Origin of the sequence: Cellulosimicrobium sp. ES-005, from assembly GCF_040448685.1 — a bacterium.
GTDB classification, from domain to species: Bacteria; Actinomycetota; Actinomycetes; order Actinomycetales; family Cellulomonadaceae; genus Cellulosimicrobium; species Cellulosimicrobium cellulans_G.
Window position 1 is genome coordinate 4,363,153 of the sequence record NZ_CP159290.1, and the last position, 18,300, is coordinate 4,381,452.

Genomic DNA, 18,300 nt, shown 5'->3' on the forward strand with positions numbered 1-18,300 from the left:
CGCTAGTCTGCGCGGGTGACGAGGGCGCGCATCGCGACGACGGCGGCGTACGCCGTGCAGGGCTTCGGGTTCGCGGTGGTGCTCACGAGCATCCCCGGGTACAAGGAGCGGCTCGGCATGGGCGACGACGTCGTCACGCTCGTCGTGCTGGGCGTGTGCGTCCTCGCCGGGCTGGGCAGCGCGCTCTCCGGCGTCGTGGCGGCGCGGCGCGGCGCGCGGGCCGTGGTCGTGGGGGGTCTGCTGCTCGCCGCGGTCGCGGTCGCGGGCATCGGGACCGCGCCGTCGTGGCTCCTCTTCTTCGGGGCGATCGGGCTCTACGGGCTCGCGCTCGGCGCCGTCGACGCCGCGATGAACATGCTCGGGATCGACGTCGAGCGCGGGCACGGTCGCAGCCTGCTCGCCTCGTTCTACGCGGCCAACGCCGCCGGGGGCGTGCTGGGTGCGCTCGCCGTCTCGGGCAGCGCGCTCGTCGGGCTCGGTCAGCCGGTCGCGCTCCCGCTCGTGGCGCTGCTCGTCGCCGCGGGCGCCGGCTGGCTCGCGCTGCGGCTGCCCGACGGCGGGGCTGCGGCCCGCGCAGCCACGTTCCCGGACGGGACGGCAGGCTCGGCGCGGCCGCACGCGGCGCCGTCGGGCACCGGCCGTCCGGAGCCGTCGTCCGTCGGGTCGACGCGCGAGCCCGGTCCTGCGGCGGCGCTCGGGACCGTGCCGTGGGTCGCGGCGGGCACGATCGCGCTGCTCGGTGCGGGGATGCTCGCGTTCCCCGTCGCCGACTCGGCCGTGTCGAGCTGGAGCGCGACGTTCCTGCGCGACGTCCTCGCGGCGAGCGCCGCCGCCGCCCCGCTGGGGTACGCGGCGTACCAGGCAGCCCTCATCGTGTCGCGGCTCGTCGGCGACGGTCTCGTCGAGCGTCTCGGCCGGGTGCGGGTCGTGCGCCTGGGCGGCACGCTCGGCGCCCTCGGGTTCGTCGCGGTCGCCGCGGCCCCCGCCTGGCCGGTCGCGGTGCTCGGGCTGGCGGCGACCGGGCTCGGGCTCGGCGTCGTCGCGCCGCTCGCCTTCTCGGCGATCGGGGACCGGGCCCGCGAGGCGGTGGCGGCGGGCTCGGTGAGCACCGGGCCCGCGACCCCGGGCGGGCACGTCGAGGACGCCGGCGGGGTCGACCGGGTCGTCGAGGACGTGCTCGTCGACGTGGACGCGGGCGGGGCGCCGGTCGAACCTCCCGCCGGGATCGTCGCGACGGTCACGGACCGTGCGGTCGCGCGCCTCAACGTCTTCACCTACGCGGGCGCGGTGCTCGGCGGCGTGCTCACGGGCGTGTTCGCGACCGCCCACCACCTCCGGGTCGGGTTCGTCGTCCTCGCCGTGCTCGCCGCGGTCTCCGCGGTGCTCGCCGGCGCGTTCCGGCCCGCCCGCGTCGCCCTCGTGAGCGTGAGCGAGACCACGCCGCCCGCGTGACGAGAGGGAGCCGTCCTGTCGGTGGCGTGTGATGGGATGGCCGGCGTGCCGCGGCCGTCCTGGCAGCCGCGCGCGACCGTCATCGAGGGAGGACGAGCCCACTTGCTCACCATCGCCACCGCCAACGTCAACGGGATCCGTGCCGCTTACCGCCGCGGGATGGACGCCTGGATCGCGTCCCGCACGCCCGACGTCCTCCTGCTCCAGGAGGTCCGCGCCCCCGACTCGATCGTGAACGACCTCCTCGACGGGTGGCACGTCGCGCACCAGGCGTGCGACATCAAGGGCCGGGCCGGCGTCGCCGTCGCCTCGCGGCTGCCCGTCTCGGCGGTGCGCGTCGGGCTGGGCGCCGGCGAGCCGGAGCCGCCCGTCGACACGGGCCGCTGGGTGGAGGCGGACCTCGAGCTGCCCGACGGCGGTCGCCTCACCGTGGTCTCCGCGTACATCCACTCCGGCACCGTGAGCCAGCCGGAGACGATGGTGGCCAAGTACGCCTACCTCGAGAAGGTCACCGCGCGCCTGCGCGAGCTCGCGGCGACGGAGGAGAAGGTCCTGCTCGCGGGCGACCTCAACATCGCCCACCACAACGTCGACATCAAGAACTGGAAGGGCAACCTCAAGAGCGCCGGCTTCCTCCCGGAGGAGCGCGCGTACGTCGACACCTGGCTCGACCAGATCGGCCTCGTCGACCTCGGCCGCGTCCACGGCGGCGAGGGCCCCGGCCCGTTCACGTGGTGGTCGTGGCGCGGGCGCGCGTTCGACAACGACTCGGGCTGGCGCATCGACTACCAGCTCGCCACGCCGTCGCTCGCCGAGCGCGCCGTCAAGGTCGAGGTCGACCGCGCGCCGACGCACGACGAGCGCTGGAGCGACCACGCTCCCCTCGTCGCCACGTACGACGTCTGAGACGTTCCGCCCCCGCCGAGCACGACATGAGGGTCGTCATGTGCCGCATTGCGACCCTCATGTCGTGCTCGGCGGCGTGTGACGTCGTGTCGGGTCAGGCGACGCGCTCGGCTGGGGCGGACGGGGTCGCGAGGAGGAAGCCCGGGGCGCCGAGGCCCTCGCGCTCGAACGCCGCGCGGACGGCGTCGGCGACGACCTCGACCTGGTCGGCGCGGACGAGCGCGATCGCGGAGCCGCCGAACCCGCCGCCGGTCATGCGCGCGCCGAGGGCGCCGGCGACGCGCGCGGCGTCCACGGCGACGTCGAGCTCGACGCTCGAGACCTCGTAGTCGTCGCGCAGCGACGCGTGCGACGCGTTCATGAGCGGCCCGATCGCGTCGGGACGGCCGTCGCGCAGGAGCGCGACGAGGTCGCGGACGCGGGCGATCTCCGTGACGACGTGGCGCACCCGGCGGCGCGTGACGTCGTCGGGCAGCTTCTCCAGGGCCACGGCGAGGGTGGCTGCAGGGTCGTCGCTCGCGGCGACGTCGTCCGCGAGCTCGCGCAGGGAGTCCAGCCCGAGCGTGCGGGCGGCGTCCTCGCACGTGGCGCGGCGCGCGGCGTACTGGCCGTCGACGAGCCGGTGCTCGGCGCGCGTGTCGACGACGAGCAGGGCCAGCCCCGCGGCGTCCAGGTCGAACGGCACCTGCTCGGCGGACGCGACGGGGTCGAGCCCGGGACGGCAGTCGAGGAGGAGCGCGTGGCCGGCGTGCGCGCGCAGGGACGCGGACTGGTCCATGCCGCCCGTCGGGGCGCCCGCGATCTCGTTCTCGGCGCGGACGCTCGCCGCCGCCAGGGCGGCGCGGCCGGCGTCGGTCGCGGCCAGGCCGAGCCCGGCGACGTCGTCGAGCGCGACCGCGACCGCGCACTCGAGCGCGGCCGACGAGGAGAGCCCGGCCCCGAACGGGACGCTCGAGTCGACCGCCGCGTCGAAGCCCCTGATCGCGCCGGGGTCGGTGCCCTGGGCGAGGAGGTGCTCGCGCAGTGCCCAGGCGACGCCCGCGACGTACGATCCCCAGCCCGCGACCGTGCCCGGGGCCACGTCGTCGAGCGTCGTCGTCCACGTCTCGCCGGGCGCCTGGGCGGACGCGAGCCGGACGACCGAGTCCGGGCGTGGGCGCAGCGCGACGTACGTGCGGTGGGGGAGCGCGACCGGCAGGCACAGGCCCGCGTTGTAGTCGGTGTGCTCGCCGATGAGGTTGACGCGACCGGGCGCCGCCCAGACGTGGACGTCGTCCTCGTGCTCGCCGCCGGTGCCGTCACCGGCGCGGGCGTCGGCCGCGTCGGCGCCGAACGCCGTGGCGAAGACCGCGCGAGCCCGGGCGGCGCCGTCGTCGTCGGACCACGAGCGGACCCACCCGCGCGCCGCGCTCGACGGCGCGAGCTCCTGGAGCCGCGCCGCGATCCGCTCGGGCGTCGTGTCGCTGATCCACGCGCCCATGCCGGACTCCGAGCCGGCGAGGTACTTGAGCTTCCCCGGCGCGCGCAGGACCGAGAAGACCTGGAGGTGCAGCCGCGCGAGGGTGACGTCGTCCGTGCCGCCGTCCGCGACGGAGCGGCCCTCGTGCGCCGGCGCCTGGTGCCACGCGGCGATGTAGGGGAGCGGGATGGGGTCGCCGTCGGCCGTCTCGAAGAACCGGTCGAGGCGGCGCAGGAGCTCGAGGTAGGCGGTCGCGAGGTCGTCGCGCTCGGCGTCGGTGAGGGCCGGCAGGTCGGGCACGTCGCGTCGCGGGGCGAGGTGGACCTCGACGGGCCAGCGCGCCGCGAACGGCACGTAGGCGACCCAGTGCTCGGTCTCGAGCACGACGCGGCGCCCGTCCGCGAGCTCGGAGTCGAGCACGTCGCGCAGCAGGTTGCGGCCCGTGCGACGGTGGTGCTCGCGCGCCTCGTCGAGCAGCGCGCGCGTGCGGGGCGTGACGTACGGGTAGCCGTAGATCTGCCCGTGCGGGTGGTGCAGCGTGACGCCGATCTCCTGCCCGCGGTTCTCGAAGCAGAAGACCTGCTCCACGCCCGGCTCGGCCCCGAGGGCGGCCGTGCGGTCGGCCCACGCGTCGATGATCGTGCGCACGCGCTGCGGCGAGAGCGCGCCGAACGACGTGCGGTGGTCGCTCGAGAAGCACACGACCTCGCACCGGCCCGCGGCCGGGGCGTGGACCTGGAGCGGCGCGTCCTCGACGACGGCGTCCTCGACCCCGGGGACGCGCTGCAGCGACGGGAAGCGGTTCTCGAAGACGACGACGTCGTAGTCGGTGTCGGGGACCTCGCCGTCGGAGTACGCCGCACCGGGACGCGCGGGGCACAGCGGGCACGAGTCGGCCGCGGGGAGGAACGTGCGGTTCATCCGGTGCGCGGCGAGCGGGATCCAGTCGCCCGTGAGCGGGTCGCGGCGCATCTCGGGGCCGACGTACGGGCGCGGGGTCCCGTCGGGGCCGGGCACCGGGGCGAACCGGTCGGGCAGCGGCCGCGGGTCGTCGAGCCGACGTGAGCGCTCACCCGAGACGTACGCGGGCGAGTCGTCGAAGTAGACGAGCTCGCGGCCGTCGGCGAGGCGGGTCGAGGTGCGGCGCAGGTGGGGGTTCATGCGTGCGGTGTTCCGATCGCGGTGCGGTGGGAGGAGGCGGCTGCGGTCCGCCGTCAGGTGACGACGAGCTGCTCGACGAGGTCCTGCACACGCGCGCGCTCGTCCTCGGCGAGACCGGCGTCGGTGATGAGGACGTCCACGTCGGCGAAGGTCGCGAAGACGCGCAGGCCGGTCGTGTGCCACTTCGTGTGGTCGGCGAGGACGACGGTGCGGCCCGCGGACTCGATGAGCGCGCGGTTGGTCGCGGCCTCGTCCAGGTTCGGCGTCGTGAGCCCGATCTCCGGGTCCACGCCGTGCGCGCCGACGAACGCGAGGTCGACGCGCAGGCCCGCGAGCGCGGCCTCCGCGAGGGGGCCGACGAGCGCGTCGGACGGGGTGCGGCTGCCGCCGGTGAGGATCGTCTCCAGGCGCGGGTCGTTCGCCCGGTGCAGGATCTCGGCGACCGGGAGAGAGTTCGTCACGACCGTCAGGGGGCGCAGCGCGGGGTCCGCGGCGATGCGGGCGGCGAGCAGGTGGGTGGTCGTGCCGGCGCTGAGCGCCACCGACGCGTTCGCGGTGATGAGCCGGGCGGCGGCCGTCGCGATGGCCTCCTTCTCCGCGGCCTCGCGCGAGCTCTTGGCGGCGAAGCCGGGCTCGTGCGCGGTCGTGTGGGGGGCGACGGCGCCCCCGTGGACCTTGCGGACGAGCCCCTGGTCGGCGAGCTCGACGAGGTCGCGCCGGATCGTCATGTCCGACACCCCGAGCTCTCGGGTCAGGTCGCCGATGCGGACCGCGCCGTGGTCCCGGATCTCCGCGAGGATGCGCTCCTGGCGCTGTGAGGCGAGCATGCGACCAGTATTGTCCACATCGCCGAGAAATCCAACACGATCGAACACGACCAAACATCGGGTTGCTTGCGCGCAGGCCGACGACGACGGGTCGCCCGGCGGGACGCCCGGTCGGGAACTCGTCCCGACCGGGCGACCCGCGCGACCCGCGCGGTCAGGTCCCGCCGCGGAGCGCAGCGATCGGCTCGATCGCCGCGGCCTTGAGGGCCGGGTAGGTGCCGGCGAGGAGGCCGACCACGCCGCCGAGGAGCGCCGCACCGAGGGCCATGCGGACGTCGAGGATCGGCGTCCACTCCTGCACCACGGAGACGACGACCACCGCCATCACGCCCAGCGCGGCCCCGACGAGGCCGCCCAGCAGCCCGACGACGACCGACTCCACGACGAACTGCGCACCGATGTCGCGTCGGGTCGCCCCCAGCGCGCGCCGCAGCCCGATCTCGCCGACCCGCTCCATGACCGAGAGCAGCGTGATGTTGGCGATCCCCACCCCGCCGACGAGGAGCGCGATGCCGCCGAGCGCGAGGAAGATCGCGTTGACGTCCGCCTGGACGTTCTCCCGCAGCGCCGAGCCCGACGTGGGCGCCTTGACCACGAAGCCCTCCGGGGCGTTGGGGTCCAGCGCGACGGGCGCCTGCCGCGCCACGACGCTCCCCGCGCCCGTCGCGATCCGGAGCTGCAGCTCCTCCGGGGTGCCGACCCCGAAGTCGGCGCGCGCCGTGCCGGCGGGGAGGATCACGGCGTCCAGCAGGTCGGTACGGCGCTGCACGTCGTCGACGATCCCCATCACCGTGTACGACCGCTCGCCCACGAAGACCGACGGCTGACGGTCCACGCGGTTGATCCCGAGCCGCTCGGCCGCGCGGGCCCCGAGGACCGCGACACGGTCGGCGCGCGCGTCGTGCCCGGCGTCGAAGAACCGACCGGTGACGACCTCGCCCCGCACGGCGCCCAGGAGCCCCGGCGTCGCGGCGACGACGTCCGGGCTCGCCTGGGCGGCGACGGACGGGTCGTTGACGGGCACCGCCGTGACGGACGCCCCCGCGACGTCCACGGCCGCGACCGCCCCTGCCTCCTCGACGCCTGCGAGGCGCAGCACGCGCTCGGGGCCGTCCCACGGGAGCCGCGCGACGGCGCGCTCCTCGCCCGACATGAGCGTCGTCGTCTTCGGCTCGACGACGACCTGCGTCGCCGCGACCGCGTCGAACTGCTTGCTGATCTGCCCGGCGGCGGTCTGCGCGAGGCCGACCGTCACGACGACGGACGCGATCCCCAGGACGGTCCCGAGCACGGTGAGCAGGAGCCGGCCGGGCCGCGCGGCGATGCCGTGCGCCGCCTCGGCGAAGAGGTCGCGCGCCCCGAACCGGTCGCGCCCGCGCACCCGCAGCCGGGCGTCGCGCCCGGGACGCGCGGCGCCCCGCCGGCGCGCGTGCCGGACCCGGTCCCACGGCGCCCTCACCGGTCCAGCTCCTCGAGCCGGCCGTCCGCGATCCGCACGCGCCGCTCGGCGCGCGCGGAGACGACCGGGTCGTGCGTGATGACGGCCAGCGTGAGCCCGTCCCCGTGGAGCTCGTCGAACAGGTCCATGACCTCCGCCGAGTTCGTCGAGTCGAGGTTGCCCGTGGGCTCGTCCGCGAGCAGCAGGTGCGGCGCGGCGACGATCGCCCGGGCGACCGCGACCCGCTGGCGCTCGCCCCCCGAGAGGGTGGTCGGGTGGAACGTCGTCCGGTGCGTGAGGTGCACGCGTTCGAGCGCCGTGCGGGCCCGCTCCTCGCGCTCCCCGCGCGGCACGCCGCTGTACAGGGTCGCGAGCAGGACGTTGTCGAGCACCGTGCGCTGCGGCAGCAGGTGGAAGGACTGGAAGACGAAGCCGATCCGACCGCCGCGCAGGCTCGAGCGCACCGACTCCGACGCGCTCCCGGTCGGGACGCCGTCGAGCAGGTACTCGCCCGACGTCGGCCGGTCGAGGAGGCCCAGGATGTTGAGCAGCGTGGACTTGCCCGAGCCCGACGGGCCGATGATCGACACGTACTCGCCGGGGTCCACGCGCAGGCTCACTCCCCGGAGCGCGTCCACCCGGGGCGGACCCGGGAAGCTGCGCGACACGTCGACGAGGTCGACGACGGCCGCGGGGACGCTCCCGCCCCCGGTGCCGTCGGCCGACCCGTCGGTCGACGTCGTGCCGCCGGGCGGTCCCGGGGCCACCGCGTCGGGGCCGCCGCCGGGATCGGTCCCTGGGAGCCCCAGCTCGGTCCAGGTCACTCGCCGACCACCACCAGGTCGTCCTCGTCGAGCTCGCCGTCGGCGGAGACGATCTCGACGAACCCCTGCGCCGCGAGCCCCGTCTCGACGTCCACGAGCTCGGTCGTCGCGTCCGCGCCCGACCCGCGCCGGACCTCGACGCGGGACTCGCCCCCCGGCCCCGCGGTGAGCGCCGCGAGCGGGACGGCGAGCACCTCGCCCCCCGTCGAGCTGACCGGGACGCGGATGCGCACGTTCTGGCCCTGCAGGGCGGTGACCTGCTCGGGCGTGAGGGCGTCGGGGGTCAGCGAGACCGTGAAGCGACCGGCGCCCCCGCCCTTCTCGTCGCCCTCGCCCTCGCCGTCCTTCGCCGCCGACGCCGGCTCGACCGCCGTCACGGTCGCCGTCGCCTCGGAGTCGTCCGGCAGCGTGAGCGTCGCGGCCGCTCCGACCTCGAGCAGCTCGGCGTCGGACGCCGCCGCCGACGCCTCGAGCACGAGCGTCGCCCCGGACACGGACATGACCGGACCCTCGATCGTGCTGCCCCGCTCGACCTGCACCTCGTCGACGCGGCGGGGCAGCCCGGCGAGGAAGAGGACCTCGCTCGCCGGCAGCGCCGTCAGGGTCTGCGTCCGCGCCTCCTCGAGGGCCTCCTGCGCGTCGGCGAGCTGGCGCCGCGCCGACTCGACGCCCGCGCTCTCCGCCGCCGTCTGGCGCGGACGGTCGAGCTCGGCCCGCTGCGCCTGCGCGAGCCGGAGCTCGTCCTGCGCGCCCGCGACGTCGCCGCCCTCGGCCTGCGCCGCCGCCACCGCGCGCTCCGCGGCACGCACGGCGTTGTCGGCCTGCAGCTTCTCCACGTCGGTCGCCCCGGTCTGCGCCGCCGCGAGCGCGGCGCGCGCCCCCTCGAGCGCGTCCTCCGCCGCGCGCACGCCCTCGCGCGCGCTCGACAGCGCGAGCGCGGCCTCCTCCGCGGCCGACGGCGCCGGGTAGCCGACCTGCGCGTAGAGCTTCTCGACGGCGGTGGCCGTCGCGGCGTCGTACAGGTCGCTGTCGGCGCGCCCGGGGTCGATGCCCACGGCACCGAGCGCCGCCTTGAGCTGGAGCACGTCGGGACCGGAGACCCCCACGCGCAGCGACCGGTACGCCGGGAGCTCGCCCGGGAGCACGATCACCGGACGTCCCGCGATCTCCAGGGCGACGCCCGCCGCGCCCAGCTCGGCGCCGACCTCGGGGACCTGCCCCGTGACGACCGCGGGACCACCCAGGTCGCCGGTCTCGATCTTCACCGACACCGCGTCGTCGTACGTCGCGTCCGCGCGCAGCGTCACGTCGTTGGCGAGCGTCCGCCGCTCCACGGGCACGGTGATGAGGCCCGCCTCGGGCGGCTCGGCGTCGGCGGCCGCCTGCGCCGGCGAGACGACGAGCCGGCTGAGCACGATGCCCGCCACCAGGCTGAGCACCGCGACGCCGGCGACGAACCACACCAGGCGGTGCCCCGTCAGCGAGAGCCGGCGGCGCCCGCGGCCGTCCTGCGGGTCCGGCTCCGCGGGGTCCTCCGTCGCCGGGTCGAGGAGCCGGGTGTCGTCCACGCTCACCGCTGGGCCTCCGCCATGAGGTCGCGGATCGTCTCCAGCTCCGCCTGGTGCTCCTCGACGAAGGCCGTCTCGAGGTCGATCTGCACGTCCAGGTGCACCTCCTGGTAGCCGACCTCCTTCTGGCAGGCTGCGTCGGCGACGGCGGTGTCCCGCTCGAGGGTCTTGGCCGCCTCGAGGGTCTCCTCGCTCGGTCCCTCCGGGTCGGCACCCTCCCACAGCGCGTTCGAGCGCTCCATCATGTCGTCCATCGCCTCCTGCGGTGAGGCGTAGCCGGTGAAGCCCGCGTCGGCCATGCACCCGGCCCACGCGGAGTCGACCTCCTTGAGGCGCGGGTCGGCGGCGATGTCCTCGTAGAGCTGGGTCGTCGCCTCGTTGAACGCCGTCATCTCCTCGCTCTCCCAGAGGGCGTTCTGGTCGCCGTAGACCTCCTCCTGCGCGGCACCCTGGCAGCCGGCCGTCGACGGGTCGTACTCCGGCATCTCCTCGTCCTCGTCGTACTCCATGCTCGCCATGTCGCCGTAGAGCGCCTCGTAGTAGGCGGTCTGCTCCGACTCGGACATGGCCTCCACGTACTCCTGGTTCGGGTCGACCCAGGCGTCCATCTCCGCCTGCTCCTCCGCGGACGGCTCCTCGTAGATGGTGAAGCCGTACCCGTACTCCGCCGCGTACTGCTCCGGGTCGCGCTCGGCGTCCTCCTCGGACGTGAAGCTCATCCCGGACTGGTCGACCGGCTGGTACTCGAACCCCTGCTCGGTCATGCAGCGGGCGGTCGCCTCCTCGATCTCCCGCTGCTCCGCCTGCATCTTCTCCTCGTCCCAGTCCCCGTAGACGTCCTCGAAGAAGGCGGTCAGAGGGCTGTCCGCCTCGGAGGTCGACGGTTCTGCGCCCGACGAGCACGCCCCGAGCAGGAGCGCACCCCCCATCACCATCGCGGTGGTGGTGGCGCGAGCCGTGAGTCGTCGTGTCATGTCGTGCATCCCCTGTCTGGTGTTCCTGGCTGTGGGCGGAGCGGTCGAGTACGTCGGACGTCGTCGTGACGGTCGGTCAGTAGCGGATGGCGTCGATCACCTTGACGCGGACGGCGACGAGCGCCGGAAGGAGGCCCGCGAGCGCGCCGATCCCGACGGCGGCGAGCATCCCGGTCACCGCGGCGGAGAACGGGAAGCCGGGGGCGTCCTGGACGGCCGAGCCCATGAGCGCGTCGAGCGGGAGGTTGTGCAGCGCGACGACCGCGACGGTCACGCCCAGCACGCCCGCGACGGTCGTCGCGACGACGCTCTCCATCATCACGGAGAAGAAGACGCGGCCCGAGCTCGCCCCGAAGCTCCGGCGGATCCCGATCTCGCGGATCCGGTAGCGCACGGTGACGAGCGCGATGTTGACGAGCCCGAGCCCGCCGAGCAGGAGCGCGATCACGCTGACGCCGAGCACGACCCAGCGGATCGCGCCGTCGACCACGCCGTAGCTCGCCGAGTCGGACCGGTAGACCTCGGCCTGCGTGCCGCTGATCGCGCCCGCGACGTCACGCTGGATCGCCTCGACGAGGCCGTCGGCGAGCTCGTCGGGGACCCACAGCTCGAGCCGCGGCGGCCCGGTCATCTCCAGCGACTCCGGGGTGACCCAGGCCGACTGCGCGTCCACGAGGACGTAGGCCTGCGGCTCGGCCTGCGGCCAGTCGTCCGGGAACGCCCCGACGACGGTCGCGACCACCGGGTTGTCGCCCCCGATCGTCACGGTCGGGTGCTCGGCCACGGTCACGCCGCCGAGCGCGTCGAGGAACGCCTGGTTGACGACGAGCGCGGGCGCGAGGCGGTCGGCGTCGGCGTCGGTGAACCACCGTCCCGACGTCACCTCGAAGCGGTGCATCGTGGCCCAGTCGGCCTCGACGCCGGTCGTGTAGACCTCGCGCGTGCCGTCGGGGAAGCGGACGGGCGCCGGCGCGTCGCGCAGCATCGACGAGTAGCCGATCGCGTAGCGCTCGACGACCTCGTCGAACACGCGCTCGTACTCCTCGGGCGCGGGCATGACGCTCCCGCTCTCGCCGGTCGGCCAGGCCGACACCTGGAGCGTGGCGGCGCGACCGCCCCAGCGGTCGTTCTGCTCGGCGGAGACCTGGCGCAGCATCTCGCCGGCCGCGGAGATCGCCGTGATCGCGCAGACCGCGACGGCGACGCCGACGAGCGCGAGCAGGACGCGGACCTTGTGGACCCGCAGCTCGTCCCACGCCTCGAGGACGGCGCCGACGACCCCGGTCACGCGGCGTCCCCCGCGCGCGGGGCGGAGCCGTGCGAGGCGACCAGGGGCCGCGCGACGTGCTCCGCCTGGTCGTCGCCGGCCTCCAGCGCGGGCGCGGTGGCGCCCTCCGCCCCGGGGCCGTAGGGCCCCGCGACGTCCTGGGTCCCGGGGTGTGCGCCCGGGGCGTCGAGCGACGCGAGCGAGCCGGCGCTGCGCGCGCTGATGGCGATCGGGGTGAGCACGCCGTCGGCGAGCCGGAACTGGCGGGCCGCGCGCGACGCGACCGCGAGGTCGTGCGTGATGGCGATGAGCGCCGACCCGTTCTCGCGCGCGATCGTGTCGAGCAGGTCCATGACCTCGCTGCCCGTGTCGACGTCGAGCGCGCCCGTGGGCTCGTCGGCGAGGATCACGCGGGGCACGCGCACGAGCGCACGGGCGATGGCGACGCGCTGCTGCTCGCCGCCCGAGAGCTTCTCCGGGCGGGTGTCGAGGCGGTCGCCGAGCCCGACGCGGTCGAGCATCTCCGCGGCCAGCGTCCGGCGCTGCCAGAACTGCCGGCCGCGCGCGTACAGCAGCGGCGCGACGACGTTCTCGAGCGCCGTGCGGCCCTGGAGGAGGTTGAACTGCTGGAAGACGAACCCGAAGTCCGTCCCGCGGCGACGCGCCCGGGCGCGTCCGGAGAGCCGGCCGATGGGGACGCCGTCGAGCAGGTACTCGCCGCCGGTCGGGGTGTCGAGGAGCCCGAGGATGTTGAGCAGGGTGGACTTGCCGGTGCCCGACCGCCCGACGATCGAGACGTGCTCTCCGGCATCGACGGTGAGGTCGATGCCGCGCAGGATCTCCAGCTCGCGGTCGTCGGGGAGGAGGACGGAGCGGGCGACCCCGCTCAGCTCCAGGAGGCTCATCCCCCGACCACCTCGCCGGTCAGGGGGTCGACGACCGGCACGACGTCCTGGCCGGGCACGAACTCGAGGACCTCGTCGCCCTCGGCGAGCCCCTCGGTGACCTGGACGACGCTGCCGTCGGTGAGGCCGAGGGTGACGGCGCGCTCCTCGGGCTCGCCGTCGGGGCCGACGACCCACACCTTGCCCTGCTCGACCCGGCCGAGCACCGCGGTCACGGGCACGACGAGGGCGCCCTCGACAGAGCCGGCGGTGATCTCGAGCTCGGCGGCGAGCCCGGCGAAGACGGTGACGTCGCCCGGCACGGCGCACGTGACGCTCGCCGAGGTCGCGCCCGCGGCGGGGTCGGTCGCGCCGTCCTCGGGCGTCCCGGCGGGAGCGGCGGCAGTGCCCATGCGCAGGTTCGTGCAGGTGAACGGTGCGGGCCCGCCGGTGACGGTGACCGTCGCCTCGGTCGGGATCTGGAGCAGGCGGAACTGCTGCTCGGCGACCATGCTGCCCGTGACGGAGAGCGTCCCGGGGGAGACCGACGCGAAGTCCTCGCCGACGGCGACCTCCTGGTCCTTCAGAGCGGTGAACGTGGCGACCGTGCCGGCGGTGGTGGCCTTCACGGTCTCCTTCGTCACCTTCGGCCGGCGCTCGGTGACCGTGACCTCGCCGGTCTCGGGGTCGGTCTTCGTCACCGGCTCCTGCGGCTCGGTGAGCGTCACCTCGAGCAGCGGCGCACCGGCCTCGACGACGTCGCCCGGCTGGGCGTGCACCGCCGTCACGACGCCGCGCTGCGTGACCTTCTGCGGCGCGGCCGGGTCCGCGACGATCTGCCCGGTCAGGGTGACGGTGTTGGTGACGTCGCCCGTGGTCACGGTCACGCGCGGCTCGACGAGCTCCGCGGACGGCACGGCCGGGTCCGCGGGGGGCTCGGGCGCCGACCGGAAGGCGATCACGGCGAGCGCGGCGGCGATGACCCCCCAGACGACGATGCGGAGGGCGGGGAAGACGATCCGGCGGGTGATACCCACGTGCGGGCTCCTGGGCGACGGTGACGGGACGACGGTGACGGTCGGTGAGGGGGTGCTGCGAGGGCGGTCGGGTGGACGCCCGGCCCGAGGCTAGGGGTGCGGACCGGGGGCGTCGTCATCCCTGGGGAGGAGTTCCGTCGCGTTCTCTCCACCCAGAGGTCACCTATCGGTAACGGGCCGAACGCCCCCGCGCGGGGCGACGGGGAACGGGCGAGGGTGCGCAAAGGCGTGCGAGGGCGCAAGAGGGCAGCGTGGAGCAGCGACGACGCCACGACACGATCCCCCTCACCGGCCCGACGGCCGTCCCCCCTGACGAGATGCGGGCGAGACTATACCGTGGCACGGAGAAAAGACAGGGGCCCTGCCGGACGACGAGGCACGTCGCCCGCCCGGGCCCCCGGGCTCCCCGTTCGGGCGCCCCGGCACGAGGCGTCAGGCGCCCCGGCAGGAGGCGTCAGACGACCGTGACCCCGAGCGAGCGCCCCGCGAGGCCGCGCGGCCTCCGCGCGAGCCCGAGCGCGACGTCGTGCAGCGCGACGGCCGCGGGCGAACCGGGGTCGGCGAGCACCACGGGGGTGCCGCCGTCGCCCGCCTCGCGCAGCGACACGTCGAGCGGGACCTGGCCGAGGAGCGGGACGTCGGTCCCGGTGGCGCGGGACAGGTTCGCCGCGACGCGCTCACCTCCGCCGGACCCGAAGACCTCCAGCCGCGACCCGTCGGGCTGCTCGAGCCACGACATGTTCTCGACGACGCCCACCACGCCCTGCTGCGTCTGCGTGGCGACCGAGCCCGCGCGCTCCGCGACCTCGGCGGCCGCGACCTGGGGCGTCGTGACGACGACGATCTCGCTGCCCGGCAGGAGCTGCGCCACGGAGATCGCGATGTCCCCCGTCCCGGGCGGCAGGTCGAGGAGCAGCACGTCGAGGTCGCCCCAGAACACGTCCGCGAGGAACTGCTGGAGCGCCCGGTGCAGCATGGGACCCCGCCACACGACCGGCTGGCCGGGCGGGACGAACATGCCGATCGAGACGACCTTCACCCCGTGCGCGATCGGCGGCAGGAGCATGTTGTCGACCCGCGTGGGCTGCCGGTCGACGCCCAGCATGCGCGGGATCGAGAACCCGTAGATGTCCGCGTCGACGACGCCGACCTCGAGGCCCTGCGCCGCGAGCGCGACCGCGAGGTTCGCCGTGACGGACGACTTGCCCACGCCGCCCTTGCCGGACGCGATCGCGTAGACCCTGGTCAGCGACTCCGGCTTCGCGAACGGGATCTCGGGCTCGCCCACGCCGCCGCGCAGCATCGTGCGCAGCTCGGCGCGCTGCTCCGCGCTCATGACGCCCAGGTCCACGCGCACGTCCGCCACGCCGTCGACGGCACGCACGGCGGCGGCGACGTCGCGCGAGAGCGTGTCGCGCATCGGGCACGTCGCGACCGTGAGGTCCACGCCCACCGTCACGACGGCGCCCGGCGCCCCGGGCGCGACCGCGACCGAGCGGATCATGCCGAGGTCCGTGACGGGGCGGCGGATCTCCGGGTCGAGGACCGTGGTGAGGGCCTGCCGGACGGCGTGCTCGAGCGGGTCTGCAACAGGGTCGGGCATGGACCCATCGTAGGCGCGCCGGCGCCGCGGTCCGCCGGGCCCTAGGTCCCGGGACGGACGTGAGGCGCATCGCACGCCGTGGTGCGCCGAACGGGTCTACGGTGCACGGATGGACGCCCTGGCCTCCCTCGCACGGGACAGCGAGCTGTTCGGCGACGCCGTGCGCAGCGCGCCCCCGGACGCGCGCGTGCCGTCGTGCCCCGAGTGGACCGGCGCGGACCTGCTCTACCACCTCGCGGAGGTGCAGGACTTCTGGGCGCGCGTCGTCGGGCCCGCCCCCGGGCACGGCCTCGACGGCGACGAGGTCACCCCGCTCGCGCGGCCGTCGTCGGACGCGGAGCTGCCCGCGCTGCTGCAGCGCTCGACGAGCCGGCTCGTCGCCGCTCTCACGGGTCGCGACCCGGCGGAGCCGTGCTGGTCGTGGCACGACGACGGCCGCCACGTCGGCTGGGTCGTGCGCCGGCAGGCGCACGAGGCGCTGATCCACCGCGCGGACGCCGAGCTCACGGCCGGCCGGGACGTCACGCCCGCCGACCCGGACGTCGCGGCGGACGGCGTCGACGAGGTGCTGTCGGTGATGGTCGACGGCGTGCCCGGCTGGGGCGTGTTCACGCCCGACGGCGCGACGGTGTCGGTCGTCGTGGACGGGTTCGGGGAGCGGCCCCGGAGCTGGGAGCTCGCGTTCGGGCGCTTCACCGGGACGGGCCCGGAGTCGGGCACCGCGTACGACCTCGACGTCGCGCAGCTCGTGGACCTCCCCGGCTCGACCACGACGCAGGTCTCCGGCCCCGCGTGGGCGCTCGACCTGTGGCTGTGGGGCCGGGGCCCGGCCGACGGCCTAGCCGTCGAGGGTGACCCCGCGCTCGTCGAGCGCCTGCGCCGCGTGGCGGCCGAGGGCACGCGGTAGCGGATCCTGAGATCGACCCGAGCGGCCGAGATCGACCCTCGGGGGGTCGATCTGGCGACGGGCGGGTCGACCTCGCGTCAGCGGTCGGAGGGTTCGTCGTCGGGCTGGCGGGCCGACTTCTCCTCCAGCTCTTCCAGCAGGTTGCGGATCTCGGAGCGCACGAAGTCGCGCGTGGCCACCTCGCTCAGCGCGATGCGCAGCGCGGCCATCTCGCGCGCGAGGTACTCGGTGTCGGCGAGGTTGCGCTCCGCGCGCTGCCGGTCCTGCTCGGCGGTGACGCGGTCGCGGTCGTCCTGGCGGTTCTGCGCGAGCAGGATGAGCGGCGCCGCGTACGACGCCTGGAGCGAGAGCATGAGGGTGAGCGCGGTGAACCCGAACTCCGCGGAGTCGAACCGCAGGCCCTCCGGCCCCCACGAGTTCCAGATGATCCACACCGCGCAGAACACGGTGAGGTAGACGAGGAACCGGGGCGTGCCCAGGAACCGGGCGATGCCCTCGGTCGCACGGCCGACCGCGTCCTGGTCGACCTTGACCCGCGGGATGAGGGAGCGCCGCGCGCTCTTCGGGGTGTCGAGGCGGTCAGCCACGGGTCACCCCCGTCGCGCCGCCGCGGGCCGCGGGACGCGGCAGCGAGCCGGGCGCGAGCGTGGCGCGCGCCTGCTCGGTGTCCACGTCGTCGTCCGTCTCGCGCCAGTCGTCCGGGAGCATGTGGTCGAGCACGTCGTCGACGCTGATCGCGCCGAGCAGGCGCTTCTCCGCGTCGAGCACGGGGACGCACAGGAGGTCGTACGTCGCGAGGATGCGCGTGACGCGCCCCAGGGGAGCGTCGGGAGCGACGCCCTCGACGTCGGAGTCGAGCACCGAGCCGACGGCCGCGTGCGGGGGCTCGCGCAGCAGCCGCTGGAAGTGCGCGACGCCGAGGAACCGGCCCGTGGGCGTCTCGAGCGGGGGCCGGGCGACGAACACCATCGACGCGAGCGCGGGGGCGAGGTCCTTGCGCCGGATCTGCGCGAGCGCGGTGGCGATGGTCGTCTCGGGGCCGAGCACGACCGGCTCGGACGTCATGAGACCGCCCGCGGTGTCCTCCGCGTAGGCGAGCAGGCGGCGCACGTCGCGCGCCTCCTCCGGCTCCATGAGCTCGAGGAGCTGCGCGGCCTGCGCCTCGGGGAGCTCGTGCAGCAGGTCCGCCGCGTCGTCGGGCTGCATCGCCTCGAGGACGTCGGCGGCGCGGTCGGTGTCGAGGCCGGAGAGGATCGCGACCTGGTCGTCCTCGGGCAGCTCCTCGAGGACGTCGGCGAGGCGCTCGTTGTCGAGCGCGCCCGCGACCTCGAGCCGGCGCGTGTCGCCCAGGTCGTGGATGACGTCGGCGAGGTCGGCGGGCTTGAGGTCGTCGTAGGCGGCCAGGAGCATCGCGGCGCCCTGCGCCTCGGTGCTGCCCGCCAGGCCGGTGACCGCCCCCACGTCCACGACGATCGCGTCGCCCCGTCGGCGCAGGCCGAGCGTGCCCTTGTGCTGCGCGCGGCGCCGCACGTACAGCTTGGTGACGAGCCAGTCGCCGGTGCGCTGCCGCTCGATCGCGAGGTCCTCGACCGTCGCCGAGCCCGACCCGTCGACGAGCTCGACCGTGCGCTCCAGCAGCTCGCTGACGGCGAGCGTCTCCATCGCGCGCTGCTCGAACCGCCGCATGTTCACCAGGCCCGTCGAGATGACCTGGCCCGCGTCGATGCTCGTGACGCGCGTGAGCGGGAGGAAGACCCGGCGTCTCCCGGGCACCTCGACGACGAGGCCCACGGCGCGGGGCGCGCCCTTGGGGCGGATGAGCACGACGACGTCCCGCACCCGTCCGACCTGGTCGCCGATGGGGTCGAACACGCTGGTCCCGGCCAGGCGCGCGACGAAGACGGTGGTGGCTGCGCTCACGCCGCCAGCCTACGCACGCGCCCGGGCCGCCGCGCGCTCCTGAGACGGGTGGCGCCCTCGGGCGGCCAGGATC

General features: G+C 75.3%; 15 protein-coding genes and 1 pseudogene. 3 read left to right on the top strand and 13 right to left on the bottom strand.

What is annotated here, in order from left to right; translation table 11 throughout:
• Nucleotides 1-15: 15 nt before the first annotated feature.
• Nucleotides 16-1,452, top strand: a complete 1,437-nt coding sequence (locus tag ABRQ22_RS19460) for an MFS transporter (protein ID WP_353707876.1) — start codon at nt 16-18, stop codon at nt 1,450-1,452.
• Between the two features lie 102 nt (nt 1,453-1,554).
• On the top strand, nt 1,555-2,358 hold the full coding sequence (locus tag ABRQ22_RS19465) for an exodeoxyribonuclease III (protein ID WP_353707877.1): 804 nt from the start codon (nt 1,555-1,557) through the stop codon (nt 2,356-2,358).
• 94 nt (nt 2,359-2,452) lie between these two features.
• On the opposite strand, the gene galK is transcribed toward ABRQ22_RS19465, so the two are convergent.
• The 11 genes and pseudogenes from galK to ABRQ22_RS19520 all read right to left on the bottom strand — a co-directional run bounded on the left by galK (nt 2,453) and on the right by ABRQ22_RS19520 (nt 15,400).
• Entirely contained in the window at nt 2,453-3,802 is a 1,350-nt protein-coding gene (galK, locus tag ABRQ22_RS19470) for a galactokinase (protein ID WP_353709586.1), read from the bottom strand.
• Nucleotides 3,776-4,978, bottom strand: a pseudogene (galT, locus tag ABRQ22_RS19475) (galactose-1-phosphate uridylyltransferase); the annotation flags it as partial. The gene galK and the pseudogene galT, both read right to left, overlap by 27 nt.
• Nucleotides 4,979-5,031: 53 nt before the next feature.
• On the bottom strand, nt 5,032-5,805 hold the full coding sequence (locus tag ABRQ22_RS19480) for a DeoR/GlpR family DNA-binding transcription regulator (RefSeq protein ID WP_253050915.1): 774 nt from the start codon (nt 5,803-5,805) through the stop codon (nt 5,032-5,034).
• 154 nt (nt 5,806-5,959) lie between these two features.
• Nucleotides 5,960-7,192 (bottom strand): ABC transporter permease, encoded by a 1,233-nt coding sequence (locus tag ABRQ22_RS19485; protein ID WP_353709587.1) that lies wholly within the window; start codon nt 7,190-7,192, stop codon nt 5,960-5,962.
• Between the two features lie 68 nt (nt 7,193-7,260).
• The gene (locus ABRQ22_RS19490; protein ID WP_253051431.1) at nt 7,261-7,911 is read right to left on the bottom strand and encodes an ABC transporter ATP-binding protein; all 651 of its coding nucleotides are present in this window, start codon (nt 7,909-7,911) and stop codon (nt 7,261-7,263) included.
• A gap of 152 nt (nt 7,912-8,063) precedes the next feature.
• On the bottom strand, nt 8,064-9,641 hold the full coding sequence (locus ABRQ22_RS19495) for a hypothetical protein (protein ID WP_353707878.1): 1,578 nt from the start codon (nt 9,639-9,641) through the stop codon (nt 8,064-8,066).
• On the bottom strand, nt 9,638-10,609 hold the full coding sequence (locus tag ABRQ22_RS19500) for a hypothetical protein (protein ID WP_353707879.1): 972 nt from the start codon (nt 10,607-10,609) through the stop codon (nt 9,638-9,640). Before ABRQ22_RS19500 ends, ABRQ22_RS19495 begins: the two co-directional genes overlap by 4 nt.
• 76 nt (nt 10,610-10,685) lie before the next feature.
• Nucleotides 10,686-11,897, bottom strand: coding sequence for an ABC transporter permease (locus ABRQ22_RS19505; RefSeq protein WP_353707880.1), 1,212 nt, complete (start codon nt 11,895-11,897; stop codon nt 10,686-10,688).
• Nucleotides 11,894-12,781: an ABC transporter ATP-binding protein gene (locus ABRQ22_RS19510; protein WP_353707881.1), complete on the bottom strand. Its 888-nt coding sequence runs from the start codon at nt 12,779-12,781 to the stop codon at nt 11,894-11,896. Before ABRQ22_RS19510 ends, ABRQ22_RS19505 begins: the two co-directional genes overlap by 4 nt.
• Nucleotides 12,778-13,797 (bottom strand): secretion protein HlyD, encoded by a 1,020-nt coding sequence (locus tag ABRQ22_RS19515; RefSeq protein ID WP_253050920.1) that lies wholly within the window; start codon nt 13,795-13,797, stop codon nt 12,778-12,780. Before ABRQ22_RS19515 ends, ABRQ22_RS19510 begins: the two co-directional genes overlap by 4 nt.
• Nucleotides 13,798-14,251: 454 nt before the next feature.
• On the bottom strand, nt 14,252-15,400 hold the full coding sequence (locus tag ABRQ22_RS19520) for a P-loop NTPase (protein ID WP_353707882.1): 1,149 nt from the start codon (nt 15,398-15,400) through the stop codon (nt 14,252-14,254).
• 109 nt (nt 15,401-15,509) lie between these two features.
• Here ABRQ22_RS19520 and ABRQ22_RS19525 point away from each other — a divergent pair, with 109 nt between their 5' ends.
• A complete protein-coding gene (locus ABRQ22_RS19525; protein ID WP_353707883.1) occupies nt 15,510-16,307 on the top strand; it encodes a maleylpyruvate isomerase family mycothiol-dependent enzyme in 798 nt (265 codons plus the stop codon).
• Between the two features lie 77 nt (nt 16,308-16,384).
• On the opposite strand, the gene ABRQ22_RS19530 is transcribed toward ABRQ22_RS19525, so the two are convergent.
• Both ABRQ22_RS19530 and ABRQ22_RS19535 read right to left on the bottom strand, forming a co-directional pair.
• The gene (locus tag ABRQ22_RS19530) at nt 16,385-16,894 is read right to left on the bottom strand and encodes a DUF1003 domain-containing protein (protein ID WP_253050923.1); all 510 of its coding nucleotides are present in this window, start codon (nt 16,892-16,894) and stop codon (nt 16,385-16,387) included.
• Nucleotides 16,887-18,227 (bottom strand): CBS domain-containing protein, encoded by a 1,341-nt coding sequence (locus tag ABRQ22_RS19535; RefSeq protein ID WP_353707884.1) that lies wholly within the window; start codon nt 18,225-18,227, stop codon nt 16,887-16,889. Before ABRQ22_RS19535 ends, ABRQ22_RS19530 begins: the two co-directional genes overlap by 8 nt.
• Between the last annotated feature and the right edge of the window lie 73 nt (nt 18,228-18,300).